Consider the following 24,349-nt stretch of genomic DNA (forward strand, 5'->3'; position numbering starts at 1 on the left):
TGTGCTCTGACTTTGAAACGCCCTATGCTGACATTATCACAGAAAGATGACAGGCACCTTACCGTTTGATGAATTCGTGCACATCTGCGCGTTACAGTTTGGCAACGAACGCACGTGGTACGCTGATGGCTTTAAGAAGACACTTATTTGAAGAATGCTGTCTGATAGCTTGAGGCCAGCAAGAGGCCATCCTGTCGAAACACACGACATTCCTGATTATAGAGAGAGTGCCTGACCGTGGCACAGTCTGCCACCAGGATAAGGTAGTCAGTACCCACAGAATCTATTTCTGCTTCACAGGCATATATATGCGTAGACATGGAAAGCGTGGACGCCATGCGCAAGCCTTCTTCCAGAAAAAAAGTACGCGGCATCGGCGTATCGACAAATGTTACAATCGCCTGGGCGTCCAGGGGCCGGCCATCTGCTTCCCGAATATGCAGGATCGAGCGACCTGACGGGTTCTTCTTGAAGGGCACCCCCTCCCCCAGATAGAGATCAAACAACTTGATCCAGCGCGGGGCCATCGGGTTTGGCTCCAGTCGTATGCTTTGTTCCAATGGCTTGTAGGCCGGCATTTCGGCATTATACGCCAGATCGGACTCCCGGCGCGTCCCCGAGATAATGTCGGCTGTGAACAGCACCTTGCCGTCACTTTCATCGTCGCGGGCCGTCACGCGCCAGAAGTCCATCGTGCGCCGCCGCTGAAGCAGGTTGATATAGAGCGTGATGTTTTTGGCGGTCACCGCAGAGATGAAGGTAAAGTTGAGGGAGAACACCTCCCCGCGAAAATCCGCGCGGGACTGTAATGCTTTCAGAGTGCCAGCCGAAAGCCAGCCACCGAAGGCGCTGGTAAAATTCCAATAGGTCTCATCGGAGACAAGCGAAAAAACTTCGTCGGAAACCTTGGTAACAGCAGTCGCCTTGTCGAGAGTATAGTCCATGATCAATTCCTGTGAGATGATGGGGTTTATGCCGGGGTGGTCTGTCTGCGGTGAAACCAGATAAGCCCCGCCCCGACCAACAGCTGCACGCCGCCATAAAGAAGCAGCGTGAACAGCACCATGTCACCCAGCGGGTTAGGCTCTCCGGGGCGCGCCGGAAACAGGGAGGCATTGATCAGCAGACCAAGATTTGTGTTGCGCACAGCCACTTCAATCTGGATCGCGGTCAGGTCAGGGCGGGGACATCTGGCAAAATACGGTACGGCCGTGCTCAGCCCCACCAGCATCAGCGTGAAGAACAACACCAGCAGGGCATTTGCCCCGCCAAAGGCATCCATATCAAGACGCCCGGCAGCGCTGGCACCGATGACAATAAGCAGAATGATGAAGAGTGATCCCCTGATCGACCACCTGGAAACGCGCGGCGCTATCTCCGGGAAATGCCGCAGGGCCAGCATCCCGGCCAGCAGCGGCAATAACAGGAAGATTGAAATCTCAAACGCGATCCGTCCTGCCGGCATGACGAAGCTGTCCGGCATATAGTCACTGATCAAAAGCCCGAGTATCAGTGGTGTCGTCACCAGGGAGGCGACGGTGGTCAGCCCGGTAATCGAGATGGAGAGAGAAGAACTGCCCCGGGCAAGATAGGTAAATATGTTGGAGACCGTACCGCCGGGAATCGCTGCGAGCAGCGCCAATCCCACCAGGACACCGGGCTCTGCACGCGACAGACTGATAAACAGCAGCGCCACCAGCGGCACCAGCAGCACCTGCGTGCCCGTCCCGATCGCCAGAGAGCGCGGCTTGTCGAGGATGTTTCGAAAATCCTCAATCGTGAGCGTTGCGCCCATACCCAGCATCGCCAGCGCCAACTGCACAGCGGCGAACCAGTATTCATATGCGAGGTAGAAATCCCCCATGCTGCCTGCCCTTGCTCATTCATCATGATTGTCGCGGCAAGCCTATATCCATCGCGTCGCAAGCGCCAGCGACGCCTGCACTGGGGGGTGTTCAGGTTGAATTCGCTGACGGGTAATCGCCAGAAGGCGACGTTCAAAAAATATTGTAGAGGTTTCTGCAATGGTAGTGTAATTCATTCCAATCAAATATCGTTTTGTTGGCGACAGATTGTTTGTGGATGTTTCAAATGATAAAACACATTTTCCCTAGGGTCTGTACCCAATTTAACTGATTGATTTGTTTGTGCAAAGCGTGATTCAGGGATTTCCGAAAGGGAGTCTTAAATGGCGCGGTTTGATTTGTCGGATGAAGAATGGGCGGTGATTGAACCGTTGTTGCCAAAGGTTAGCCGCGGCCCGAAGCGCAAAGATGATCGTACGATCCTGAACGGCATCTTTTACATTTTGCGCACAGGCGCGCCATGGCGGGACTTGCCGGAACGATATGGACCGTACACGACTGCTTACAATCGGTATAACAGGTGGGGCGAGCGCGGCGTCTGGAAGGGCATATTCGATGCGCTCGCTGAAGAATGTGAGGACAGTCTGATCTTCATAGACGCCTCGATTGTCAAAGCTCACCGCGCAGCGAGTGGCTCAAAAAGGGGGAACTGGCGGAAGATATTGGACGCTCACGGGGCGGTCGCACAAGCAAAGTTCACGTGGCCGTAGATGAAAATGGCAGGCCATTGCGCATTGAGGTCACTGGCGGCCATGTTCATGACAGCCAGGTGATGAATGTCTTCCTCGACTGGGAGATGCCGCCTCTGGCGATGGTCCTGGACAAAGCCTATGGCAGTGCGAAGATCAGGCGCGATATCGCCGATGAAGGTGCGTTGGCGGTTATTCCCGCCAAGTCCAATGCGCGCAATCCGGTCCCGCATGACACCAGCCTTTACGCCATGCGTAATATTGTCGAGCGGTTCTTCTGCAAAATGAAAGACATGAGACGGCTGGCTACACGGTTCGAGAAATCTCGAAGGAACTTCATCAACATGATATATCTCTTCGCAGCAAAATGCTGGATCAATTGAGTCCACACCCTAATGACGAATATGAATATTATCAATCGAATCAAAATGGTATGAGTAGAAGAGTTATCGGTGTACTTCCTATTGCATTGGCAGAAATAAAGCGGCTTCCGCGTGAATCATATTCTTTGATGTCAGTACCGAGTAAGGAGAAACTAGAAACATTTGTCTACGATACGCAAGTTGGGGAAATAAGTTACAACGTTATCGATAATACAGGATTATACAGCAGTCTACTCATTGATTTTAAGACTGGGAATGGAAAAAAAATCGAAGTTGAACAGCTCCCTGCTGCAGAAGTTGATGCAGTTAGCAACTACATTCGTCTAGCGAAAGGTGAGTTTTATAGCAGCTATTTTTCACAGTTGGACCATGGAAAATTAGTTCTGTTGCGCTTCGCAGAACCTTCGGGACAGCAGTCAAGAGCAGGATACATATCCAGTGACTTTGAAGCAGAGTTTATCGAGTTAACATTCGAACGCAAACTATCTTCGGAGTTGATCAATAGTATTGAATGCGAACGGAGTCTACCAATGAATGTCACGGCAAGATGAAGCGGCGAACCGTGCAAAGGCACTATGTTATTGATAATTTTTGATTGTTTGCACATGAATTAAAGGCCCAGTTTGGGCGCTGTTTAATGTGGAACCCCCAAACATGACGTCATGCTCAAAAGTATGGCCGATACGGCAATTAGTGTCGTGTTAGGGCCAATAGCAGTCGTCAGATTTCAACCTCAGCCCCCCCTGCACTGTCACCACGCGCCTTTACCCTTCCCACTCGCCATTGCGCAAAAGGCAAAACTGTCTTGCCTGTTGCCCCTCTTATGACCGGCGTCATCGCTTTCTATATCTGTCTCAGCAACTTCTCGGAAAGGAGACCATGACATGAACAGACGTGAAATGATTGCCGGTGGCACATCCGTCGCAGCAACAGCCGCCCTGGGCGGGAATGCATCCGCCCTTGTGCCAGCAGATGCCCTTCGCCTGCGCCCCGCAGAGCAGCGTGGCAAGTCAGACCTCGGCTGGCTGAAGTCGAATTTTTCATTTTCCTTCGCCCAGTATTATGATCCTGCGCATACGCATTTTGAAAACCTGCGTGTGATCAATGATGATCTGATTGCCGGCGGTGGCGGCTTTCCCATGCACCCGCATAAGGACTTCGAAATATTTTCCTATGTTCTGGATGGGGCTATCGAGCACAAGGATTCCATGGGTAACGGCTCAGTCGTGAAGGCTGGCGGCGTTCAGTATATGAGTGCCGGGTCCGGCGTTACCCATTCGGAGTTCAATCCGTCTGCGACGGATCAGATGCGCCTGTTGCAGATCTGGCTGATGCCGAACGTGTTTGGCGAACAACCCCGCTACGACACGCTCGACATTGACCCGGCAGAGAAGGATGGAAAACTCAAGCTGTTCCTCTCAGCGGATGGTCGTAACGGGTCCATTGCGGCACGGGCAGATGCAGATGTTTATGCCGCGACACTGAAAGGTGATCAGGAGATCAGCTTTACAGTGCGATCCGGCCAGAAAGCATGGATACAGATCGCGCGCGGCAACGTGTCCGTCAATGGCATGGACCTGCGCCGTGGTGACGGCCTCGCCGTTGAGCAGCCCGGCACCCTCACCTTCACAAAGGGCGATGACGCAGAGTTCCTGCTGTTCGATCTGAAAGTAATCTGACAACAGACTGAAATATCCCCGGGGGAAACACCCCGGGGCCACCTTGAAAACCCTGGCCTGTCAGGGTTTGGGCAAAAGAGCGTTCCGCTTCTCTTTTATTTTCCCGGCATTGACGCGGATTTTCAGCCAGCACAGGCCGAATTGCAGCCATTGGCGCCACATCTGCAGATGCGCGGCGCGGCCCCATTTCTGATATTTCTGGCGCTGCCTCAGTTGATCAAAATAGCGCACTTCGATGCCCTGGCCAAAAACATTCGAGTACCAATTAAGAAACAGAACAATCCCATAGCCACGCATCATCTCTTCCCACTCCAGAGACTGGGCAAGGGTGATCGCCTGTTCAAAGTCTGACTTCAGGATGGCCCGTTCGCCCGATATGGGCCCGAAAAACCAGCCCCAGAGATTGGCGATGGGCCAGCCCCGCAGGAAGCCCGGCCAGTTCAGCGGCACACCGCGCGAGGACATGACCTGCATCAGGCGGGAGGATTTGAAGCGCTGAACAATATCAACCATATAATCCGGCTTCAGATTAACCAGATCGGCATCACACCAGAGCAGAATGCACTCGTCTTCAAGATCATCCAGATGCCGCATGATCGCCTGCCCTACGGGGACGCGGGTTTCCAGCGCAATCACCTTGATACCTTCAGCCTCCGCTGCGGCGCGCGTACCATCTTCCGACCCGTCGTCCACCACCTGAACCTGATCGATAGCATCACATGCCTTCAAGGCGCGGACAATTTCGCCAACCGTCGCCTCTTCATTATAGGCGGTGACACAAGCGATAACTTTCAATTCTTCACGTGAAGCGGACATGACAGACAGGCTTACCTTCAAACTTTGCGCTGGTGTGTCACATATCGATGCCACAAAAAAGCCCCGCCAAAATGGCGGGGCGTTCAGTTTCCCTTTGGGAGGGAGGGCTTGGCTGCGGGCCCGGGTTAAAAGCCCGCATGGGTACTCAAGAGCGGGGTTAGCTCAAAGAGATCTGGTGTTGCGCGATGCGCATTGCATAAAGGTCAAGTTCGCTGTTGCGCAGAAGACCATCATTGTCGCGGTCGGCTGCCGCAAACTGGCTAAGGCGAGACTGGATCCATTCATTCTTGTCCAGGACAATGTCTTCGCCACTGATCCGGTAAAACTCGGTTCTGGCGACCGCATCGATGGCTGTTTGCTGTGACGGGCTCAGGGCGGTTGTTGCTTCCTGTGCCACTTTCACATGGAATGTCTGCTCACCATCAATCACGACAGCCTGGTTGAAGCGCGCGAGATTGGCACGAACAACTGTCTGCGCGGCATATTCATCAACCGAAATAACGCCATCGCGGTCCGTATCGACTTTGGTAAACAGCTGGTCAGCGTCCAGGCGCGTGTCTTCAACTGTTAAGGTCGTTGTGGCAGGGCCAAAAGCGTCAGACATAACGACACTCTGGGCAAAACTGACAGCACAGAAGCCTGTCAACGCTGTCGCGATAATGACTGCTGTAGTGCGTTTCATAATAGTTCTCCGTTTCTATGGACCCCGGCTTAACGCCCATGCGCCGCCGATGTTCCAAAATATGAAGCCTGATTTCGCCTGCGCTATGGCCCAAACTGGGTCATTTCGAGGAGATTGTGGCCTCATGATGGGGAATTGGGCATGGATGTGGCGGCCTTCAAGGGCGCTCACGCGTTAGTGTGATACTGCTGTGTTCCAGGTCACAGTTTCCGTTCTGCGTCGCCAGAAACCCTGTAACTTTCAGAGATACAAAGCGAACAAGACCAGTCCGACAGGCACATCCACAGCCACGCAAAGCGGGATATACCATTGGGGAATTCGGGCCCCAAGAAGGTCATTATGATGGAGGAAATCCCAGATTGCATGGGCCATGATGCCAACAGCAATAAGGACGGGATCCCATAAAAGACCGGCCAACGCTGCGCCCGCATAGATTGTACTACCTGCCAGTTCCAACAGGAGCACAGAAAAGCGCCCATCGGCAGCTGCGAAGCCAATATAGGCCCCGGCGATCAAGGCCAGCGTCAAGGCGGCGATCTGGATCGACATTTCCTCGGAGACCAGAAAATGCACCGGCAGGATCAGTACAACAAGGGCAAGGCCGAGGAGGATTGGGCGGTTCATACGATGTCTCTATCGCTTTCCCATTGCCTCCAGCAGAAAATCGCAAAACCCATCATGGCGGAAATAATAGGTATGGATAAGTTCATTCCACTGGAAACTGTCATTCATCATTTTGAACGTATCGGCATTCACGTCTCCGGCAATATCCAGCAGGCGACGCAGCTCGGTGATGCGGCTTCCCAGTGCCAGCGAGGTATCGTCCGCCAGTGCTCGGGCGATCTGGTCCGGGATTGGCACCACCACATGTGTCAGCTCCGGTAGAGCGCCAACCTTTTTTATTTTGAAGCCAGAAGACATGCCCGTTGCAGCATTCCTGATTGCGGCATGAAGAGCGCTGTTCATGCCCCTTGAGAGAGGTACTGAGAGAAGTGAACCAAGCAACCAGAAAATGAGATAAAGCGGAATGAGCGCCGCGCCGAGTGCATAAAAAGGGATCGTTACAACAGAGAGCTGCGTCTCCTGGAAGATACCCGCCCAGGCTTCGGTGATATTCTCCCAGATATATTCCAGAAAAAGAACAGGCCGCGTATCAACACTCAAGGAATTGAACCAGAGTGTCAGGCCAATCGCAAAGATAACTGTTGCCGGCACCACGAGAGAGACAAAGCTCGACCGGACCTGCGCCGGCGTGATAGGCGCAAGCTTGCTTGTCACCACCTGCTTCAGGAGACTTATTGCCTCATCTCCGTCATGATGGATCACCAGTCGCTGTCTTGAGTTCACAAAAATCCTTGAGTGAACCTGATAATAAAGCTGCTCCAAAGCGGTCAACCAGATCGGCTTCAACAGGATGACGAACATCAAAAATGTCAATAGACTGAGCAAATCAACTTCCAGACCAGGCACAGGCTCGACTCGTTCCAGAAAATCGAAAAGCGGCTGGAAGAAATCAATCACGGGATCGCTGCCAAACAATCCAAACACACCAAAAGAATAAACCGCGTAGGCATAGAGCATCGATAATGGGAAGATCAGTATGCGCTCAAGCAGCGAGTATCGCTGAAAAAAGGACGTTGCCACAGACAGAAACGGCGTCCCGATCGTGACAACAGACACGTGCTTTTTCTGCCAGGGCAACAAGCGGTTAAGCGCGTAATCAGCAACATTGCCGCCATGGCTGTGGGCAATGATGGTAACGCCATCAGCGTCGGCCTCTCGTCGCAATTTCCTGGCGAGTCGCTTTGCGGCAGCAACGCGATCAACGTGACTGTTCTCACCGGACCAGCGGAAAGTTTCTATCGTGTCCGTCTTTTGTGCGGCGTTAGAAAGTTTCTGGTAAAGCAGACTTTGCGTCTGCCACCATTTCTCCCCCTCATCGGTACTGTCCGTATCGAACGTACCGTGGACCAGAATGTACTTCATGTCAGCGCCCCCACTCCCCTGCGCAGTGATAAACCTGCCCCGGTTTGTCGCCGGGGCAGGTCATGCATTCGTAATGTGTAGCATCAGGGGCGGCGCTGGAACAGCGCCTTAGCCGACGATTTCGTCGTCAGAGAAGAAGAAGGCGATTTCTTCTTTGGCCGTGTCCGGTCCGTCAGACCCATGCACGGAGTTTTCGCCGATTGATTCGGCATATTCGGCACGGATCGTACCTGCTTCTGCTTCAGAAGGGTTCGTTGCGCCCATGATTTCACGGTTCCGCGCGATGGCATTTTCGCCTTCCAGTACCTGCACAACCACAGGACCAGACATCATGAATTCGACCAGCTCACCGAAAAACGGGCGCTCTTTATGCACTGCGTAAAAGCCTTCTGCCTGCTCGCGGCTCATGTGAATACGCTTGGAAGCAACAACGCGCAGGCCGCCCTCTTCCAGCTTGTTAACCACTTTACCAGTGATGTTGCGACGTGTTGCATCAGGTTTGATGATAGAAAAAGTGCGCTCGAGAGCCATGTTTCCGGTCCTTTTTTGGGAAAATGTTCAGGTTGAGCGGCCTATAGCAATGGACATTCCCTCTAGCAAGAGGGAGCATTTGGCGTTATATAAGAATCAATGATCGTTGGGGCGTTCAACGAGACGAGGCTAACTCATGAGTGACAATGCGCTCACAACGACGTCAGATAATGGCGGCAAAGCGACTGCTATTTATATCCTCTATCTCGCAGGATTTGTAACAGGCATCACCCCGCTCATCGGGCTGATTATGGCCTATGTCTTTCAGGATGATGCGCCCGAATGGCTTCTCAGCCACTATCGCAATGCCATCCATGTGTTCTGGAAAGGCTGTCTTTATATCATTATTTCGCTGGTTCTGACGGTCATCATCATCGGTGCATTCATGCTGCTCGTGCAGATGATCTGGTTCATCGTTCGCTGCGTGAAAGGCCTGCATTACATCTCGCAGGGGAAACCCTATCCCAACCCGCAAAGCTGGGGCTTTTAATACCGGCCCAGCCACAGTAGGAACATGCACCAAGGGGCCATCTGGCCCCTTTTCCTTTGCGAGTGACCGACAACAATGCTGCATATCAATGATCTGACCTATCGAATTGAGGGCCGTGTCCTCTTTGACCAGGCAACGGCTGCCATTTCTGACGGCTGGAAAGTCGGCTTTGTCGGGCGCAATGGCACCGGCAAGTCGACCCTCTTCCGCCTGATAAAGCAGGAAATGGGCGCGGATGATGGCGCAATCTCGCTGCGCAAGAACCGTCGCATTGGCTCTGTCGCACAGGAAGTGCCGTCCAATAATGTCAGTCTGGTCGATACAGTGCTTGCTGCCGATACCGAGCGCGCGAGCCTGTTGGCAGAAGCCGAAACAGCAACAGAGCCAGCACGCATCGCTGAAATCCAGACCCGTCTTGCAGATATTGAAGCCCACTCGGCAGAAGCGCGCGCCGCGATCATCCTCTCCGGTCTCGGTTTCTCTCACGAAGACCAACAGCGCCCCTGCTCCGATTTTTCAGGTGGCTGGCGCATGCGCGTGGCGCTGGCGGCCGTCCTGTTCTCTGAGCCGGACCTGTTGCTGCTGGACGAGCCGACAAACTACCTTGACCTTGAAGGCGCTGTCTGGCTGGAAACCTATATCAGGCGTTATCCGCACACAGCCCTTATCATCAGTCACGACCGTGGCCTTCTGAATGCGGCCATGACGCACACCATGGCGCTGGAGAACCGCAAACTCTCAATCCATAATGGCAATTACGATACCTATATCCGCCGCCGGGCAGAGCAGCACGCCGTGATGACGGCTCAGGCGACAAAACAGGAACAGGCCAGGAAGCACATGCAGGCCTTCGTTGACCGCTTCAAGGCAAAGGCTTCGAAAGCACGGCAAGCCCAGTCCCGTGTCAAAATGCTGGAAAAACTGCAAGCGCAGGCCATAGACATTCCGATTGAGGAGCGGACAATCCCCTTCGCTTTCCCAGACCCGAAGCCGGCCATGGCACCGCCAATCGTCCGTGTGCAGGAAGCTGACCTTGGCTATGAGCCAGGCAAGCCTGTCCTGCGGAAAGTTGACCTGCGGATCGACCAGGATGACCGTATCGCCATTCTGGGCCTTAACGGCCAGGGTAAATCGACACTGGTCAAGGCCATCTCAGGTCGCCTGACCCCACTGGCAGGGCATGTGCGCAAATCGAAGAAACTGAAAATCGCCTATTTCGCCCAACACCAGATTGATGAACTGAAGCCGAAGCAGTCTCCTTTCGAGCATGTGCGTGAATTGATGCCCGAAGGGACAGAAGCGCAGGTGCGCGCCCGCACAGCGCAGATCGGCTTCGGGCCGGAAAAGGCGGACACAGCTGCGGAAAAACTGTCCGGTGGCGAGAAAGCACGCCTGCTCTTTGGACTGATTACCTTTGATGGCCCGCATCTGATGATCCTTGACGAACCTACCAACCATCTCGACATTGACAGTCGCGAGGCCCTGTCCATGGCCCTGAACGATTATCAGGGGGCGGTCATTCTTATCACCCATGACATGCATCTGGCGGAAACCATCGTGGACCGTCTCTGGCTGGTCAAAGACGGCAAGGCCGAGCGCTATCATGGTGACCTCACAGAATACCGCCAGATGATCCTTGATGCGGGCAAGACCCGGAAAAAGGAAACGAGCGACGATACCGCAGACCCGCTTGAAAGCGGCAACAAGGCCGCCATGCGCAAGGCGGCTGCCGAAATGCGTCAAAAACTCAGCCCTCTGAAAAAAGAAGCCGAAGCGCTGGAGCGAAAAATCGAGAAGCTGCAGAAAAATGTCGCGAATCTGGACACACAACTGGCAGAGCCGGGCCTGTTTGAGAACGATCTGGACAAGGCCACCGCCCTTTCCAAGGAACGCGCAGATACACTCTCGCTGATTGAGCAGACCGAAGAAGAGTGGCTTGCGGCCAGTGAAGATTACGAAAATGCCAAAGCACGCGCCGAAGGTCAGCTGGCAAGATAAACTGCAAGAGCCTTATCCGGTATAACCAGCAGGGTTCTGCATCTGCCAGCGCCAGTGATCCGCACACATCTGGTCAATATCATACTGTGCCTGCCAGGCCAGTAACTGACTGGCCAGTGTCACATCAGCATAGACTTCAGCCAGATCACCGGGGCGGCGCGCGGTGACCTCGAACGGTATCGTGCGGGAGGAGACACGCTCGAACGCAGCAATCGCCTCAAATACGGAAACCCCCTTGCCCGTGCCAAGATTGATATCTGCCGAGCATCCGGCCGACTGGTTATGCAGGAATTGCAGCGCTGCCACATGACCGCTGGCCAGATCCTGCACGTGAATATAATCGCGCACGCCCGAGCCGTCCCTTGTGGGATAATCGCTGCCAAAGACACTCAGCTTTTCACGGCGCCCAACCGCCACTTGGGCAATATACGGAAAAAGATTGTTTGGAATCCCCTGCGGGTCTTCCCCGATCAACCCTGAAGGATGTGCTCCGACCGGATTGAAATAGCGCAGATTGGCAATCCGCCAGTCATTATCCGCAATATACAGATCACGCAGGATGTTCTCATTATAGAGTTTTGTCCGGCCATACGGATTTGTCGGCATATAATTCAGCGCCGTTTCGGTCAGGGGGTTTTTGTTGCCTTCGCCGTACACGGTTGCCGAAGAAGAAAAGACAACTGTATTGCTGCCGACCATGCGCATGACCTCGATCAGGTTCAACGTCGAGTTGATATTGGTGTGATAATACAGCGCTGGTTTGGCAACGGACTCCCCCACTGCCTTCAGGCCAGCAAGGTGGATCGCGCCATGCACAGGTCGCCCGCCAATCTCTTTGCGAATGAAGTCAATACTGCCCTCGTCAGCAAGGTCCGTCTCGATTACGTTGATGGCACCATCGGCAATCTTGTTGACGCGGGCCACAGCTTCGGGATGGGAATTGCTGAAATTGTCAATAACAGTCACCTGATATCCCCCCTCAAGCAGGGCAACACAGACATGACTGCCAATATAACCGGCACCACCAGTGACAAGAATATGCAGAGACATTCAGGGCTCCTGAAAAATACGTGACTGTAGCCTTCGGTATAACGGCCCTGCCGGGATTCTGCACCCCCGCTTTTACACCGAATTGTTGCCAGCGTGTTGAGACGGGCTAGAAATATTTGGCCAGCCGGATATTGAGAAAATCATCTTCCTCAAATGCCGCGAAGATATTTTCATCATCCACATTCAGGAACAGTCGGCTCTCCAGTTCGATTGTCCAGCTTTGTCCAAGCCGACGCTCTGCCTCGATGAAAAGTGCCGTAGATGAATCATCCGCGTCAACAATCGCGCCCGCCAGTATAGCTGTGTCCTGTATGTCATTGAGAGCAAGGCGTGCGCCGGCAAAGACATCATTTTCAAAAGCTGTGATTGGCGCCGCTGTGGTCGCGCCTTGCGCCACCAACACGATGTCATCATCCCGGCCATCATACAGATACTCGCCAAGGATACCGAGGTCCCAGGGCTTTTCAAAAATCTGATAGAGAGTGTATTCGAAACCGGCAACCGCAGCAGTGTACGTATCGCCCTGCCCCTCCCTGACGATACCTTCAAATTTCCACAGCCAGGCGTCCTTGGTATATTGCAAATCAAGACCAGCCTGCGTGATCCTGTCATAAAGCTGGAAAAATTCTGCTGTACTGCCACTGGTCGTCAGCGGACTGACCAGCCTTGGCTCTCTGGAAACACCGTTGAACAGGGACAGACCCACATCCCAGTCACCAAAATATTGTGCATATCTGATGGCATAATCCACCACATCGCGCTTTTCATCGTCACTGAAAAACACGTCATCATCGTTCACAACAAAAGGCGTGCGCAGTCTTCCTTCTTCACCGGGGAAAATCCGATCCCTGAAGAAAGGCAGAATGAAAAAATCAAGCTGCCCCCAATCCTTGAGATAAGAAAGCATCACCATAGGCTGGCCCAGCTTGTCCTCCTCATCAATATCTTCCACTGCATCGGTCTGATTGACGATATCCACGAGATGGCGGGACTCGGTCGTGCCCCAGAAAACCTTGGCAACACCCGCGAGCAGGCTCCAGTCACCATCACTGAGATAGCGATAATAACCTTCGCGCAAATCCGCGTGGGTGCGCTGGTCGTCCACACTGTCAGCACGCATAAAGGGAATAAACACAAACTCATGCTTGCCATCATCACTGCGCCAGCGAATATCAGATTCGAATGTCAGGGAGGGCTGCACGGTATCGTCAGACTGCCCCTGAAAGACCGGATCATTCAGGAAGAGGCGTGCCTCCGCCCCGATTTCAGTTGTGGCTTCCCACTCCCCGCCAAGGGCAGCGCCTGCGCCAAGCACAAACAGGGAAGCAAATGACAATAGTGATTTTTTCAGCATGGGAATGATCCGGGTTCTTTTTCAGGACGCTGGGTTTATCGAATGCGGCGCAGGACGCCCTTCACAAAATCATTTTCATCAAGCCCCAACCCGAATTCGTACTCTTCATAGACAAGATCGGTTTCCTTGTTGGTCTGATGGTTGACCATGGTGAATTTATGCGCCCGGTAAACTCCGTTGTCATATTCACGGTAGTCTTCCAGCGTCAGGGTTTTCAACAGGGCATCCCGCCGATCATAGAATTCCACCTTGCGGACCTGAAATATTTCCTGATCAGTATAGGAAACCTGCCGCGTATAACCGGAATTTTCATACCGTGGATAGCGCTCGATGATGTCTACTGCCATGCCATCCAGCTCACCTTCGCTGATAAATTTATAGGTAAACTTGTTCAGCTCCTGCGTGGTAAAATCCTCAAAGGCAAATTCAGACCCGACAAATGGTCCGGATTTGTTGGCTGAGGCGATACGTTTCTCCCGCTTCAGGGCAGGCAGATAAAGCCACTGATCGTCAGGTTCAAGAATTTTGGCATGGGACAGAAGAGCCGTGCCGCGCACATCTGCGGGCGTTTCAAAAATCACCAGGGACTTGTCGCCAACGGTTTCATCGGGCTTTTCAAGGGTTGTGATATTCACTTCCCGTGTTGCCTCCTGCCCGGCGGAGTTACGCAGAACCATGGTGAAGTTGACCCGGCTGTTGCCATAGCCGTGATCGGTCCGGTCGCTGCGCGCGGCAATATCATAGCCCTTCTGGGCCTCTGCTGTGGTGCCGCGTGCTTCCGGATCATTGATGAAGTCAGCCGGGGCCGCCTCCACTGTTGCGTCCTGTGCGAGCAGCGGTGTGACAACAGCACCTGCCACCAGTCCGGCTGTCCCCAACATAAGGGCTGTTGCCAGTGTTGCAGGGGTGGAGCGGAATGAGAGATTAAAAGCCATGTGTGACAGCCTCCTTTTAAGAACTGATTTTAGTGGTTTTCCTGTCGCGGCCAAAAAGCATGAGCAGGGGCGGCAGGAAGAAACAGTCGAGGATCAGGGCAAACAGAATGGAGAGTGTTGTCAGCAAACCCATTTCTGCGTTGATCTTGAAGGACGAGAACATCAACACGGCAAAGCCGCATGACAGGATGATCGTATTCACAACCAGCGCGAAGCCGACCGTGTCGAAAGCAAAGCGGATCGAATCTTCAATGGACAGATCCTTTTCACGCCGGGCACGGACATATTTCGTCAGGAAATGCACCGTATCATCCACCACAATCCCGAGCGAGACTGCCGCCACTGCCGCGACGGAAAAGCCCACGAAACCGACAACCAGCGCCCATGTACCAAAGGCAACAAGTATCGGCAGGCCGTTCGGGATCAGTGACAGCATACCCATGGAGAAGCTGCGCAGCGCCAGCATCATGATGATCGAAATCGCGATAATCGCGACAATCGTACCGCTGACCATGCTCTCCATATTCCGGTCGGCAATATAGGTGAACATCACTTGCGGGCTGGTGGGCGGTGCCTGCATGTCAGGGGCATTTTCCGCCAGCCAGCTTTCGGCAAGGCCGAGAAATTCCTTGGTCGCCGCCGTTGAGGTGTACCCACTCAGCGTCACCGTGAGGCGTGTCGCGGATTTATCGATATTGATCCGGTCATTCAGATCGAGGCCATAGGGGAGCGACAATTCGTACAGCAACAGATATTGCGCAGCCAGTTCACGATCCTGGGGGATGCGATAGAAGGACGGATCATCCCGGTTCAGATTCTTGTTCAATCGCTTGAGGATGTCCGTCACCGAATAGACATGTGTGACGTATTCCTGCTGGCGCAGATAGTCGGTAAACGCTTCCAGCCGGTTGAGATAGGTCGGCTCCGCAATGCCGCCCGGCTCAGCGGCGGGGATGGAGAACTCAACCGCATAGAAGCCGAAATGTTCGACGGCCAGATCCGCTTCACGGCGGAATTCAATTCGCTGGTCAAAATACTCCCGCCACTGATCGTCCAGTTGCAGGGTTGGTATGAAACTGATGAGCGCCGCTGCCGCCAGGCCCATCAAAATCAGCCATTTCTTGCTGTGTGCGATGACAACATCAGCCAGACGCACCATGAAACTCCGGCCACTGTCAGCCGGTTTCGGGGATGGCTTGAACGGCACAAGGCTGATCAGGGCAATCAACACGGTCACCGACAGGAACCAGGCGGAAACGATGCCCATGGCAGAAATATTGCCAAGGTCGCGGAAGGGCGGAGAGTCTGAAAAATTAAGTGCCGCAAAGCCAATCGCCGTGGTCAGGGAAGTGATTGCCACTGCCAGAAAGTTCACCCGGACAGCTTCAACCAGCGCGTCATACTTGGCCATGCCGGCACGCATACTTGTACGCATGGTCATCAGAATATGGATCGAATCTGCCACAGCCAATGTCAGGATAATGACCATCGCCGAGATTGACGGCGGCGTCAGCTTGATCCCGAGCAGGCCCGCCATACCCATCGCCGTCGTAATCGACAGGATGATGACAACGAGAACGGAAAGTGTGGCCGTGACGGACCGGATCGTCAGGGCCGTCATGATCAGAACCACCAGAAACATCAACGGCACCAGCGTTGCCGCATCACTCAGGCCAGCTTCGGAAAAAGCGTTATTCAGCATCGAGACACCAGACAGGTGAATATCAATCTCCGGATATTGAGCCTCAATCCGGTCCCGCAGGTCTCGTGCATAGGCGACAGTAACCGGCACTTCGTCCAGTTCCTTTTCGGGAAACTGGAGCGTCACATTCACCGCTGTCACACTGCCGTTACGGGTCAGCAACTGGTCTCGCAATAGCGGTTCTGCGAGCGCAATCTCTTCGCGCCGCTGCAACTCGGCTTGGCTCATTCGGCCCGGATTGTTGATCAGGTCTTCAACAATCAGGTCATCTTCCATGGCATAGGTATGCTGAAAATTTGTAATGGAATCGACACGCGAGGAATAGGGAATCTGCCACCCCTCCTCTGTCAGCTCATGCACAACTGCCAGTGTTTCATTGGTGAAGACCTTGCCATCTGCCGGCTCGATCACAAACAACAGGTTGTCGTTCTTCACATAGGTGGTCTGAAAATTCTCGAACGCCTGAAGCTCAGGGTTCTCCGGCGAAAAGAAGACCCGGTAATTGCTCTCAAATTCCAGCTTGCTGGCATTTGTGGCAATCGCCATAGCCCCGCCAATGGTCACCAGCAGAACCAGCCAGCGAAAGCGGATCACGAAATGCGCCAGACGGATCGCAAACTGATCCAGCGCCTTGTTTTGATTGTCCACGGTCAAAGCCCCTTTTCCCTTATTCAAACCCTAGACGAATGCGATGTCACTTATTCGACAGGTAATCTGCGTTTATATCAATTATGCAAAAACCCCGGACCAGTCGGTACTGGTGTCCTTCCCTCAAGCATGGGCCTGCGTTCTTGCTGGCGACCTTGATGGCGTCGACAACGCCTGTAACTGCTGCTCCAGTGCCCCGAGCAATTCATGATGCGACACCCCTGCCTTGGCAAGCGTTGCTAGGCCGATCTTGAAAGTCAGCAAGGCGTGCGCTGTCGCGACAACCTCAAGGTCTGCTCGCATCTCACCGGTCTGTTGTGCTTCACGCAGCACCGGCGTCAGCATGTCAACAAACTGCTGTTGATATCCCCGGCACACTTCCGCGATATCCGGGTCCTTCGGCGCAATTTCACTGACTGTATTACACATCAGGCAGCCATTCCCGGTCTGCATGATTTCTTCAATGAACCCGGTGAACATGTGGTGGATGGCCTGTAAGGGCCGCATTGTCCTGTCCTGGAACTGTTCCAGGAAAGCAGCCCGGCGCTGGGCAACGAACCCGGCCAGCGCTTCCAGCAGCATTTCCCGCTTGCCGCCAAAACTATTATAGAGTGCATATCGATTGAGGCCGGTGGCGCGCACGATTTCCTCGACCGACGTCTCCACATACCCCTTCTTCCAGAAAAGGTCTGTGGCTTGCGCCACGACGGCAAGACGGTCGGCGGTCATCTGCATAGGTCAACTCATATCCAGAATGGCTATTCTGACTCATTAGAACGATCATTCTGATACTGCAAGCCCTACCGCTGAGTTTTCTTGCGCCGCGCGCTCCAGCGCCTATGATCCAGAAAAAGTCCAAGGGGGAACTCTGCGTGAAAAAACTATTCTCAGGCGTGCTCGTGCTCGTCATCATCGCTGCTGTTGCAGCCGGTTTCTGGCTCTGGACACCGCAGGCGCAAATGCCGGATCTTTCGGCTTACAAGGCAAAAGCTGAAACCTATGATGTCCGGATTGTCCGGGACAAGTGGGGCGTGCCGCATATCTTCGGCGCGCGTGACCCGGATGCCTCCTTCGGCCTTGCCTATGCCCATGCAGAAGATGACTGGCAGACCATTCAGGAAACGCTGATGTTCAGGAAGGGTGTGCTGGCCAAACATATCGGTCAGGACGGCGCGATCACCGACTACCTCGTGCAACTGCTGAAGGCCGATCAGGTAATGGACGCCAGATATGAAAGCGACCTGAAACTGGCGACACGCGAGATGATTGAGGCCTATGCCGACGGGATCAATCTGTGGGCGGCAGAAAACCCGGATGCGGTCAAGCCAGAGCTGTTGCCTGTCACCGGGCAGGACATCGTTGCCGGCTTTTTCCTGCGCACGCCTTTCTTCTTTGGTCTGGATGATGAACTTCAGGAGCTGTTCAAGGACGCGCCTCAATATGATGTATCGGAAAAGGAACTGGCGTCGTTCCTGAATGATGATGTGCCCGGCGGGGCCATAGGCTCCAATGCCTTTGCTGTTGCCCCATCACGGTCCGATGACGGTCACACACGCCTGCTTGTCAATTCACACCAGCCCTATACTGGTCCTGTTGCCTGGTACGAAGCACGGCTGAAGACCCAGACAGGCTGGGACATTATCGGCGGGCTGTTTCCGGGCACCCCCTTCCCGACAGTGGGCACGAACCAGCATCTTGGCTGGGCCCACACGGTCAACAAGCCTGACCTGCTCGACATCTATGCGCTCACGGTCGATGATCTGAAAAAGCCCCGCCAATACATGCTTGATGGGACCTGGCAGGATTTCGAGGTCAGCAAAGCCAAGTTCCGTGTAAAGCTCTTTGGTCCTTTCTCGCTACCCGTCACACGCGATATCCTTTGGTCCGAGCATGGTCCTGTGTTGGTGACCAGTCATGGTGCCTATGCTTTTCGCTATGCCGGTATGGATAATATCCGCGCCGTTGAGCAATGGTATGAGATGGGCCGTGCCGAAAATTTTGCGCAATGGGAAACAGCCATGCGCAGTCAGGGCGTGCCGAGCTTCAATACGGTCTATGCGGACAAGGAAGGCAATATCGCCTACTATTATAATGCGGTGATGCCGAAGCGTGCTGATGGCTGGAACTGGCGGCAATATCTGCCGGGCGACACAAGCGAAGTGATCTGGGATACATTTCACGACTTTGAAGCGCTGCCCCACACCGTGAACCCGCCATCAGGCTGGGTCTTCAACACGAACAACACGCCGTATCAGGCAACAGGCAGCGCCTATCATCTGTCAGAGACAGATTATCCTGCATCCTTCGGTATAGAAACCAATATGAACAACCGGGCGATGCGCTCTCTTGAGCAGTATGAGCCGGATGACATTATCAGCGAGGCTGATTTCCTGGCCTATCGCGAAGACATCTTCTATTCGCAGAATTCCGAAGCCATGGAAGTCGCCCGGGAAATTGCTGCAATGGATTTCTCCGGCGACGCTGAACTGGAAGCAGGTCAGAAAATCCTCGGCAACTGGGATGGCAGCACACAGATCGAAAACCGAAATGCTGCCTTGTCCATCCTCACCGCTTCAAGGGCCAATGACTTCCTGATGGGCGATGATGTAATGACCCGCGAAGCCGCTTTCAGATCAGCCGTTGCGGATATTAACACGGTCTATGGTCGCCTCGACCCGACATGGGGTGAGCTGAGCAAACTGGAGCGGGGCGACACACTTCTGCCGCTGGCGGGCGGGCCGGATGTGCTGCGCGCCGTTTATTATCACGACACGCTGCTGGAGAAAGGCTATCTCACCGCCATGGCAGGAGACACCTATATTCTGTATGCAGACTGGGACCCTGAAGGCAATCTTGAAGTCCAGACCATTCATCAGTTTGGCTCTGCCACGATTGATGAAACGTCCCCTCATTATGATGATCAGGCCCCACTTTTTGCCGAGCTTGAGTACAAACCGATGCCATTGACGCTGGAGGAGGTCCTGAGCGAAGCAACACGGGATTATCGCCCCGGGCGCTAGGCGCTATAGTCAATCAGAACGACCGGAAGTTGCCAATCTCTGCCGTTCGACGACGTATTCTAAACAACAGTTTTGTGGTAGTTTTGTGACTTAGCTGATTTGCAGGTACTATACTTTTCAGATACTCTGCTCAGTTAGGAGAAGAGCGAACATGACAGTATATGGAAGAGCCCTGACTGCTATTGTCATCGCTCTGGTATTTGGGATTGGCAGCTTTGCCATTGCGGAAGAAGCTCCTTGGTGGGAACCCTTGGTCTGCCCAGAGATTAACCCAAAAGCCTCAGGTGGTTCACCCGAGACAGCTCGCAGAGTCGAATTGGTTGACCTATTTGCGGAGTTGGATGCGGTCGCAGACGCTTACGATAACTTTAATTTCGATGAAGAACTCCCACCGCCTTTACCGAAAGAAACGCTCGGACCAAATTGTGAATGGGTCGAGTTTGAAGGGTATTTCAAGCCAGTTCGATATCAAAACTTCAGGGGACAAATGCTCAATGATGTTGCTGATCATTATTTAGCGGGCGGTCCCATCGGATTAAGCTCTTCCCATTTCTGGGTTGAAAACTGGGGCGATCAAAGCATTGTTAGCCATGCGCTACATAATCGACGCATTCGAATAAAGGCGCGTGTTTATGACCAATGTCTCGCCGTAATGCAGTACGACCGCCAACGCAAAGAGCTTGGTTTTCGTTTTGGCGGCGCATGTCACTATGGTGAGAATACTGGCATGATACTTACGGATGTTGAAGTTGTGGATGTGCTGTCTCAGAACAAGGTTATTGCTCAACTGCCCGACTTATCCGATGTACTCGGGCGTCCCGCTAAAATCGCTAAACTTACTTATCCACCAGTGCATGATTCTGAAAATGAGCCTCTGCAACTCGTTGAAGGCTTACCATCGGGCGCGTCGGAGGTTGTAAGGGAGTGGATGCGCCGGATAAAATCCGGCCCCGAAGCTATGATTCGTAATGAACAAAAACGAGGGCAATACTTCAACGACAGACGAGAAAAGCAAATCCGAGAATATTTTGAACATCCAGACGGACGCTACGGCTTTTTGAATGCACAACCCGGCTTTGCCCTACTTGACCCCGACGAAGTGACAATAAAGTTCTTTGCCACCAAGCCTTTTGGAGAATCGAGAGATGCACAGCGAAATTGGAATGGGTTTGGTTGCATTGCTTTATCACCGAAGGTCAATTGGCCTGTAGCCGCGATTGACGCGGAACATTCAATTTCTACGTTCGCCTGTGCTGAAATTCATCTTTGGGATGATGAGTGGCGTAATTTCTATTGATTATTCTATTCACAGGGTGATGTGGAATGTCGGAATTGTGTAGCAAGCTGGACATACAAGTGTAGTCACCGAATGGAAACTTAGGGCCAATCCCCGATATTCTGATTGAATATAACCCCTGGGCTCTATTCTGCGAATGGCAACTGGAAAGCAAACTTGAGGCTTTGCGCAAAACCTGCGAGACTGAATAATCAGTTAAAGGTATAATTTTGATGACCGGAAAAGAAGCGCCGTTACGCCCGGCAGCGACGATCCTGCTGTTGCGCGATGCGCCCTCTCTGCAGGTGATGATGGTCAAGCGACATCACCAGATTGACTTTGCCTCCGGCGCTCTGGTGTTTCCGGGCGGCAAGGTGACAAAAGGTGACAGCACCGTTCCCACCTCGCGCATACGGCGTAACCCGGAGATGCCGCACGCGCTTGTGCATTTTGCCCTGGGCGCCATTCGTGAGTGTTTTGAGGAATGTGGCATTCTGCTTGCCTATGATGCCATCAGTGGTGAGATGATCGGCGCCGAGCGCGCATCAAGCCTGACACCGTTTCGCCCTCTCCTCGACAAGGGCAAACTGAGCCTTGCTGAATTTGTTGCAGAACAGGACCTGGTGCTGGCTGTGGACCGGCTTGTGCATTTTGCCCACTGGATTGGCCCGAAGATGGCTCCCAAACGCTTTGATACGCACTTCTTTCTGGCCAGCACCCCGGAGCGCCAGCTCGCCGTACACGACGGACGCGAGGCCGTGGACAGTTTCTGGATAGAGCCGCGCACCGCCATGGATGAGCAGAAAAAGGGACGGGCCACGATCATTTTCCCGACACGCTGCAATCTTGAGAAGCTGGGTCGCAGCAAAACCACAAAGGAAGCACTCACCAGCGCGTCCGGCGCTAAGGTCGTGACGGTTGAGCCATGGGTGGAAGAGCGGGCCGATGGTGCCGTATTGTGCATCCCGCCGGAAGCGGACTACCCCATCACTGCAGAACCCATCGCCACCGCCATGCGCTGAGGCTGGCCTTGGCGGCACAGCACGAAAGCGCTAGACTTCCCTATAATCAGACTCCCTGAACATCAGGCTTCCTGAAAAGAGGTATATTCATGAAAAAACTGCTACTCGCGACTGCCTGCCTGTTTCTTGGCTCCAACGCCCTGGCACAGGAAACCGCACCGCCCGGCGAAGTGATGAAACTGTATGACATCGCCGTCGCCCCGTCAGCGGAACGCATCGTGGCAGACACCCAGACCCTCGTGGATTTTGGAACACGGCACACACTCTCCGAGACCGAAAGCGACACACGCGGCATTGGCGCGGCGCGGCGCTGGATTTACGATGAGTTCAGGAAAATTTCGGCGGAGTGTGGTGGCTGCCTTGAAGTGATCTATGTTTCAGACTTCGTCGAAGGCGAAACCCGCATCCCTGAACGTACGGAAGTCGTCAGTGTGCTAGCGATCCAGCGTGGCACGCTCGACCCCAACCGTTTTGTCGTCATGTCCGGCGACATAGACAGCCGCGTCACCGACCCGATGAATGCGACAGATGACAGCCCTGGCGCCAATGACAACGCCTCCGGCATGGCGGGCACCATTGAAGCCGCTCGTATTCTGTCAAAATACGAATTTCCCGGCTCCATCATCTATGCCGGGCTGGCTGGTGAAGAACAGGGCCTGTTTGGCGGCAAGATTGTTGCTGCCCATGCGCTTGAAAAGGGCTGGGAAATCAAGGCCGTCCTCAATAATGACATGATCTCAAACATCGCCGGCATAGACGGGGTTATCGATAACACCACAGCCCGCGTGTTCTCTGAAGGCACCCGTGCAACCGAGACCCCGGAAGAAGCGCGCCTGCGCCGGTTCACTGGCGGCGAAGTGGACTCTCCGTCACGCAACCTCGCCCGCTACATTGATCGCATGGCGGATCAATATCTTACAAATCTCGATGTGATGATGGTCTATCGGCTCGACCGCTACCGCCGCGGCGGCCATCACCGCCCGTTTAATGATGCCGGTATGCCGGGGGTACGGATTATGGAAACCCATGAACATTATGATCGTCAGCATCAGGATTTGCGCACTGAAGGTGGGCGCATCTATGGCGATACAATGGATGGTGTTGACGGCGACTATGCCGCCAAACTCACAGCGCTCAACATGGTGTCATTGGCCGGTATGGCAGGCGCCCCGCCCTTCCCCGCCAATGTCGAAGCCCAAGGCGCTGTCTCGCCTTCTGCGACCCTCACCTGGGAGCGCCCTTCTGGCAAGGCGGCGCGCAACCTCGCCGGTTACCGCGTTTACTGGCGTCTCACCACAGAGCCAACATGGACGCATTCGCGCTATGTCGGCGACGTGAGCGCCTATACCTTCGAGAATCTCGTCATCGATAATTACTATTTCGGTGTCGCCGCGGTTGCAGAAGATGGCTCTGAAACACCAGTTGTCTTTCCGGGGCCTGCCGGCAGGTTTTAGGCTGCGGACTTTGTTCAGATAGGCAGAACGATGCGTGAAAGTTTCAACCGATCAAGAACGCTCTATCTGATCCAGGCAAAGGATGCCTTGCCTGAACGATATGCCTGCCTCAATGGCCGGCATATCCTCCTCAGTTATGGTGAAGAAACATCTGATACTGACATTTTCATGCCTGACAGCACATGGACAACCGGCCGCAACCGGCTATAAGCTCATGCCCTGTCCCGCAAGGAAGACTTCGACTATTTTGTTTTTCTTGATGAAGATATCGAATTTGAGGGATGCACTCAGGCTGAAGGTTTTGACGGGTTTGAGTTGGCACTGGAGGAACTGAAGGCACCCGTCATCATTCCTGATATGCGGGCTGTAACGCGAGAACCAGTGATGTGCCTGGCATCCCGCCTGAAAATCAACGCAAGGGCTTGCAGGACAAGAATGTCGACCATCAGGCTGTGGACTGGTTCGATGGTGCAATGAATGCCTTCCGCACCGATATTCTGCAGGACACTGAATTCCTGCCATATGACAGCAGCTTCGACCATCAGTCCTGGTGGGTCTCTCAATTCTTCCTTATATTGAAAGCCAATATCCTGTATCGGCAAAAAATCATCCAGCTGAATACCTTAAAGGTAAAAAATACCCAGCATGGCACATCAGCCTCTTATGTATCCGGGCATGATGGTTTTGTTGAAGCCTTCAACAAGGTCAAGCAGACGTTTGGCCTGGAAACCATCACCATGACCGGGAAGCCTGTCTGATCCATTATATC

General features: G+C 53.7%; 22 protein-coding genes and 1 pseudogene. 11 read left to right on the plus strand and 12 right to left on the minus strand.

The features are described from left to right. Positions 1–143: 143 nt before the first annotated feature. Both RAL90_RS10000 and RAL90_RS10005 read right to left on the minus strand, forming a co-directional pair. Complete coding sequence (locus tag RAL90_RS10000) at positions 144–944, minus strand: thioesterase family protein (RefSeq protein WP_306250169.1); 801 nt, start codon at positions 942–944, stop codon at positions 144–146. A gap of 26 nt (positions 945–970) precedes the next feature. Then, positions 971–1,864 carry a bile acid:sodium symporter family protein gene (locus RAL90_RS10005; RefSeq protein ID WP_306250171.1) on the minus strand — a complete coding sequence of 298 codons (894 nt, stop codon included), beginning with the start codon at positions 1,862–1,864 and terminating at the stop codon, positions 971–973. A 324-nt stretch (positions 1,865–2,188) separates the two neighbouring features. Between RAL90_RS10005 and RAL90_RS10010 the strand changes: the two are divergent. The 3 genes and pseudogenes from RAL90_RS10010 (at position 2,189) to RAL90_RS10020 (ending at position 4,616) form a co-directional block, all read left to right on the plus strand. Next, positions 2,189–2,937: pseudogene (locus RAL90_RS10010) on the plus strand (IS5 family transposase). Then, positions 2,922–3,488, plus strand: coding sequence for a hypothetical protein (locus RAL90_RS10015; RefSeq protein ID WP_306250173.1), 567 nt, complete (start codon positions 2,922–2,924; stop codon positions 3,486–3,488). Before RAL90_RS10010 ends, RAL90_RS10015 begins: the two are co-directional and overlap by 16 nt. A gap of 333 nt (positions 3,489–3,821) precedes the next feature. Continuing rightward, the gene (locus RAL90_RS10020; protein ID WP_306250175.1) at positions 3,822–4,616 is read left to right on the plus strand and encodes a pirin family protein; all 795 of its coding nucleotides are present in this window, start codon (positions 3,822–3,824) and stop codon (positions 4,614–4,616) included. Between the two features lie 60 nt (positions 4,617–4,676). Here the strand turns inward: RAL90_RS10020 and RAL90_RS10025 are convergent, their stop codons facing one another. The 5 genes from RAL90_RS10025 to ndk form a co-directional block, all read right to left on the minus strand. Beyond that, positions 4,677–5,432: a glycosyltransferase gene (locus RAL90_RS10025; RefSeq protein WP_306250178.1), complete on the minus strand. Its 756-nt coding sequence runs from the start codon at positions 5,430–5,432 to the stop codon at positions 4,677–4,679. Positions 5,433–5,589: 157 nt separating this feature from the next. Continuing rightward, a complete protein-coding gene (locus RAL90_RS10030) occupies positions 5,590–6,114 on the minus strand; it encodes a hypothetical protein (RefSeq protein WP_306250179.1) in 525 nt (174 codons plus the stop codon). A 240-nt stretch (positions 6,115–6,354) separates the two neighbouring features. Next, positions 6,355–6,738: a DUF6010 family protein gene (locus RAL90_RS10035; RefSeq protein ID WP_306250181.1), complete on the minus strand. Its 384-nt coding sequence runs from the start codon at positions 6,736–6,738 to the stop codon at positions 6,355–6,357. A 9-nt stretch (positions 6,739–6,747) separates the two neighbouring features. After that, entirely contained in the window at positions 6,748–8,100 is a 1,353-nt protein-coding gene (locus tag RAL90_RS10040) for a triacylglycerol lipase (RefSeq protein ID WP_306250183.1), read from the minus strand. A 108-nt stretch (positions 8,101–8,208) separates the two neighbouring features. Further along, positions 8,209–8,631: a nucleoside-diphosphate kinase gene (gene ndk / locus RAL90_RS10045; protein ID WP_306250186.1), complete on the minus strand. Its 423-nt coding sequence runs from the start codon at positions 8,629–8,631 to the stop codon at positions 8,209–8,211. Positions 8,632–8,767: 136 nt separating this feature from the next. On the opposite strand from ndk, the gene RAL90_RS10050 reads away from it, so the two are divergent. Together RAL90_RS10050 and RAL90_RS10055 are read left to right on the plus strand one after the other, a co-directional pair. Then, complete coding sequence (locus tag RAL90_RS10050; RefSeq protein WP_306250188.1) at positions 8,768–9,121, plus strand: DUF4870 domain-containing protein; 354 nt, start codon at positions 8,768–8,770, stop codon at positions 9,119–9,121. A gap of 75 nt (positions 9,122–9,196) precedes the next feature. Beyond that, positions 9,197–11,119, plus strand: a complete 1,923-nt coding sequence (locus RAL90_RS10055) for an ABC-F family ATP-binding cassette domain-containing protein (RefSeq protein WP_306250189.1) — start codon at positions 9,197–9,199, stop codon at positions 11,117–11,119. Between the two features lie 12 nt (positions 11,120–11,131). Here the strand turns inward: RAL90_RS10055 and galE are convergent, their stop codons facing one another. The 5 genes from galE to RAL90_RS10080 all read right to left on the minus strand — a co-directional run bounded on the left by galE (position 11,132) and on the right by RAL90_RS10080 (position 17,543). Beyond that, positions 11,132–12,169, minus strand: coding sequence for a UDP-glucose 4-epimerase GalE (galE, locus tag RAL90_RS10060; protein WP_306250191.1), 1,038 nt, complete (start codon positions 12,167–12,169; stop codon positions 11,132–11,134). 106 nt (positions 12,170–12,275) lie between these two features. Next, complete coding sequence (locus tag RAL90_RS10065) at positions 12,276–13,523, minus strand: hypothetical protein (protein ID WP_306250192.1); 1,248 nt, start codon at positions 13,521–13,523, stop codon at positions 12,276–12,278. A 35-nt stretch (positions 13,524–13,558) separates the two neighbouring features. After that, positions 13,559–14,458: an outer membrane lipoprotein-sorting protein gene (locus tag RAL90_RS10070; RefSeq protein WP_306250194.1), complete on the minus strand. Its 900-nt coding sequence runs from the start codon at positions 14,456–14,458 to the stop codon at positions 13,559–13,561. A 16-nt stretch (positions 14,459–14,474) separates the two neighbouring features. Next, positions 14,475–16,808, minus strand: a complete 2,334-nt coding sequence (locus tag RAL90_RS10075) for an RND family transporter (protein ID WP_306250196.1) — start codon at positions 16,806–16,808, stop codon at positions 14,475–14,477. Positions 16,809–16,931: 123 nt separating this feature from the next. Next, entirely contained in the window at positions 16,932–17,543 is a 612-nt protein-coding gene (locus RAL90_RS10080) for a TetR/AcrR family transcriptional regulator (RefSeq protein WP_306250198.1), read from the minus strand. A gap of 137 nt (positions 17,544–17,680) precedes the next feature. On the opposite strand from RAL90_RS10080, the gene RAL90_RS10085 reads away from it, so the two are divergent. From RAL90_RS10085 to RAL90_RS10110, 6 genes are all read left to right on the plus strand, one after another. Further along, positions 17,681–19,828 (plus strand): penicillin acylase family protein, encoded by a 2,148-nt coding sequence (locus RAL90_RS10085; RefSeq protein WP_306250199.1) that lies wholly within the window; start codon positions 17,681–17,683, stop codon positions 19,826–19,828. Between the two features lie 151 nt (positions 19,829–19,979). After that, a complete protein-coding gene (locus RAL90_RS10090) occupies positions 19,980–21,125 on the plus strand; it encodes a hypothetical protein (RefSeq protein ID WP_306250201.1) in 1,146 nt (381 codons plus the stop codon). A gap of 212 nt (positions 21,126–21,337) precedes the next feature. Beyond that, positions 21,338–22,126, plus strand: a complete 789-nt coding sequence (locus RAL90_RS10095) for a hypothetical protein (protein ID WP_306250203.1) — start codon at positions 21,338–21,340, stop codon at positions 22,124–22,126. A gap of 89 nt (positions 22,127–22,215) precedes the next feature. Beyond that, on the plus strand, positions 22,216–23,580 hold the full coding sequence (locus tag RAL90_RS10100) for a M28 family metallopeptidase (protein ID WP_306250205.1): 1,365 nt from the start codon (positions 22,216–22,218) through the stop codon (positions 23,578–23,580). A gap of 30 nt (positions 23,581–23,610) precedes the next feature. Then, complete coding sequence (locus RAL90_RS10105; RefSeq protein WP_306250207.1) at positions 23,611–23,790, plus strand: hypothetical protein; 180 nt, start codon at positions 23,611–23,613, stop codon at positions 23,788–23,790. A gap of 176 nt (positions 23,791–23,966) precedes the next feature. Beyond that, complete coding sequence (locus RAL90_RS10110; RefSeq protein ID WP_306250210.1) at positions 23,967–24,338, plus strand: hypothetical protein; 372 nt, start codon at positions 23,967–23,969, stop codon at positions 24,336–24,338. Positions 24,339–24,349 lie beyond the last annotated feature (11 nt).

This window comes from Parvularcula sp. IMCC14364 (genome assembly GCF_030758415.1).
Taxonomy (GTDB): domain Bacteria; phylum Pseudomonadota; class Alphaproteobacteria; order Caulobacterales; family Parvularculaceae; genus Aquisalinus.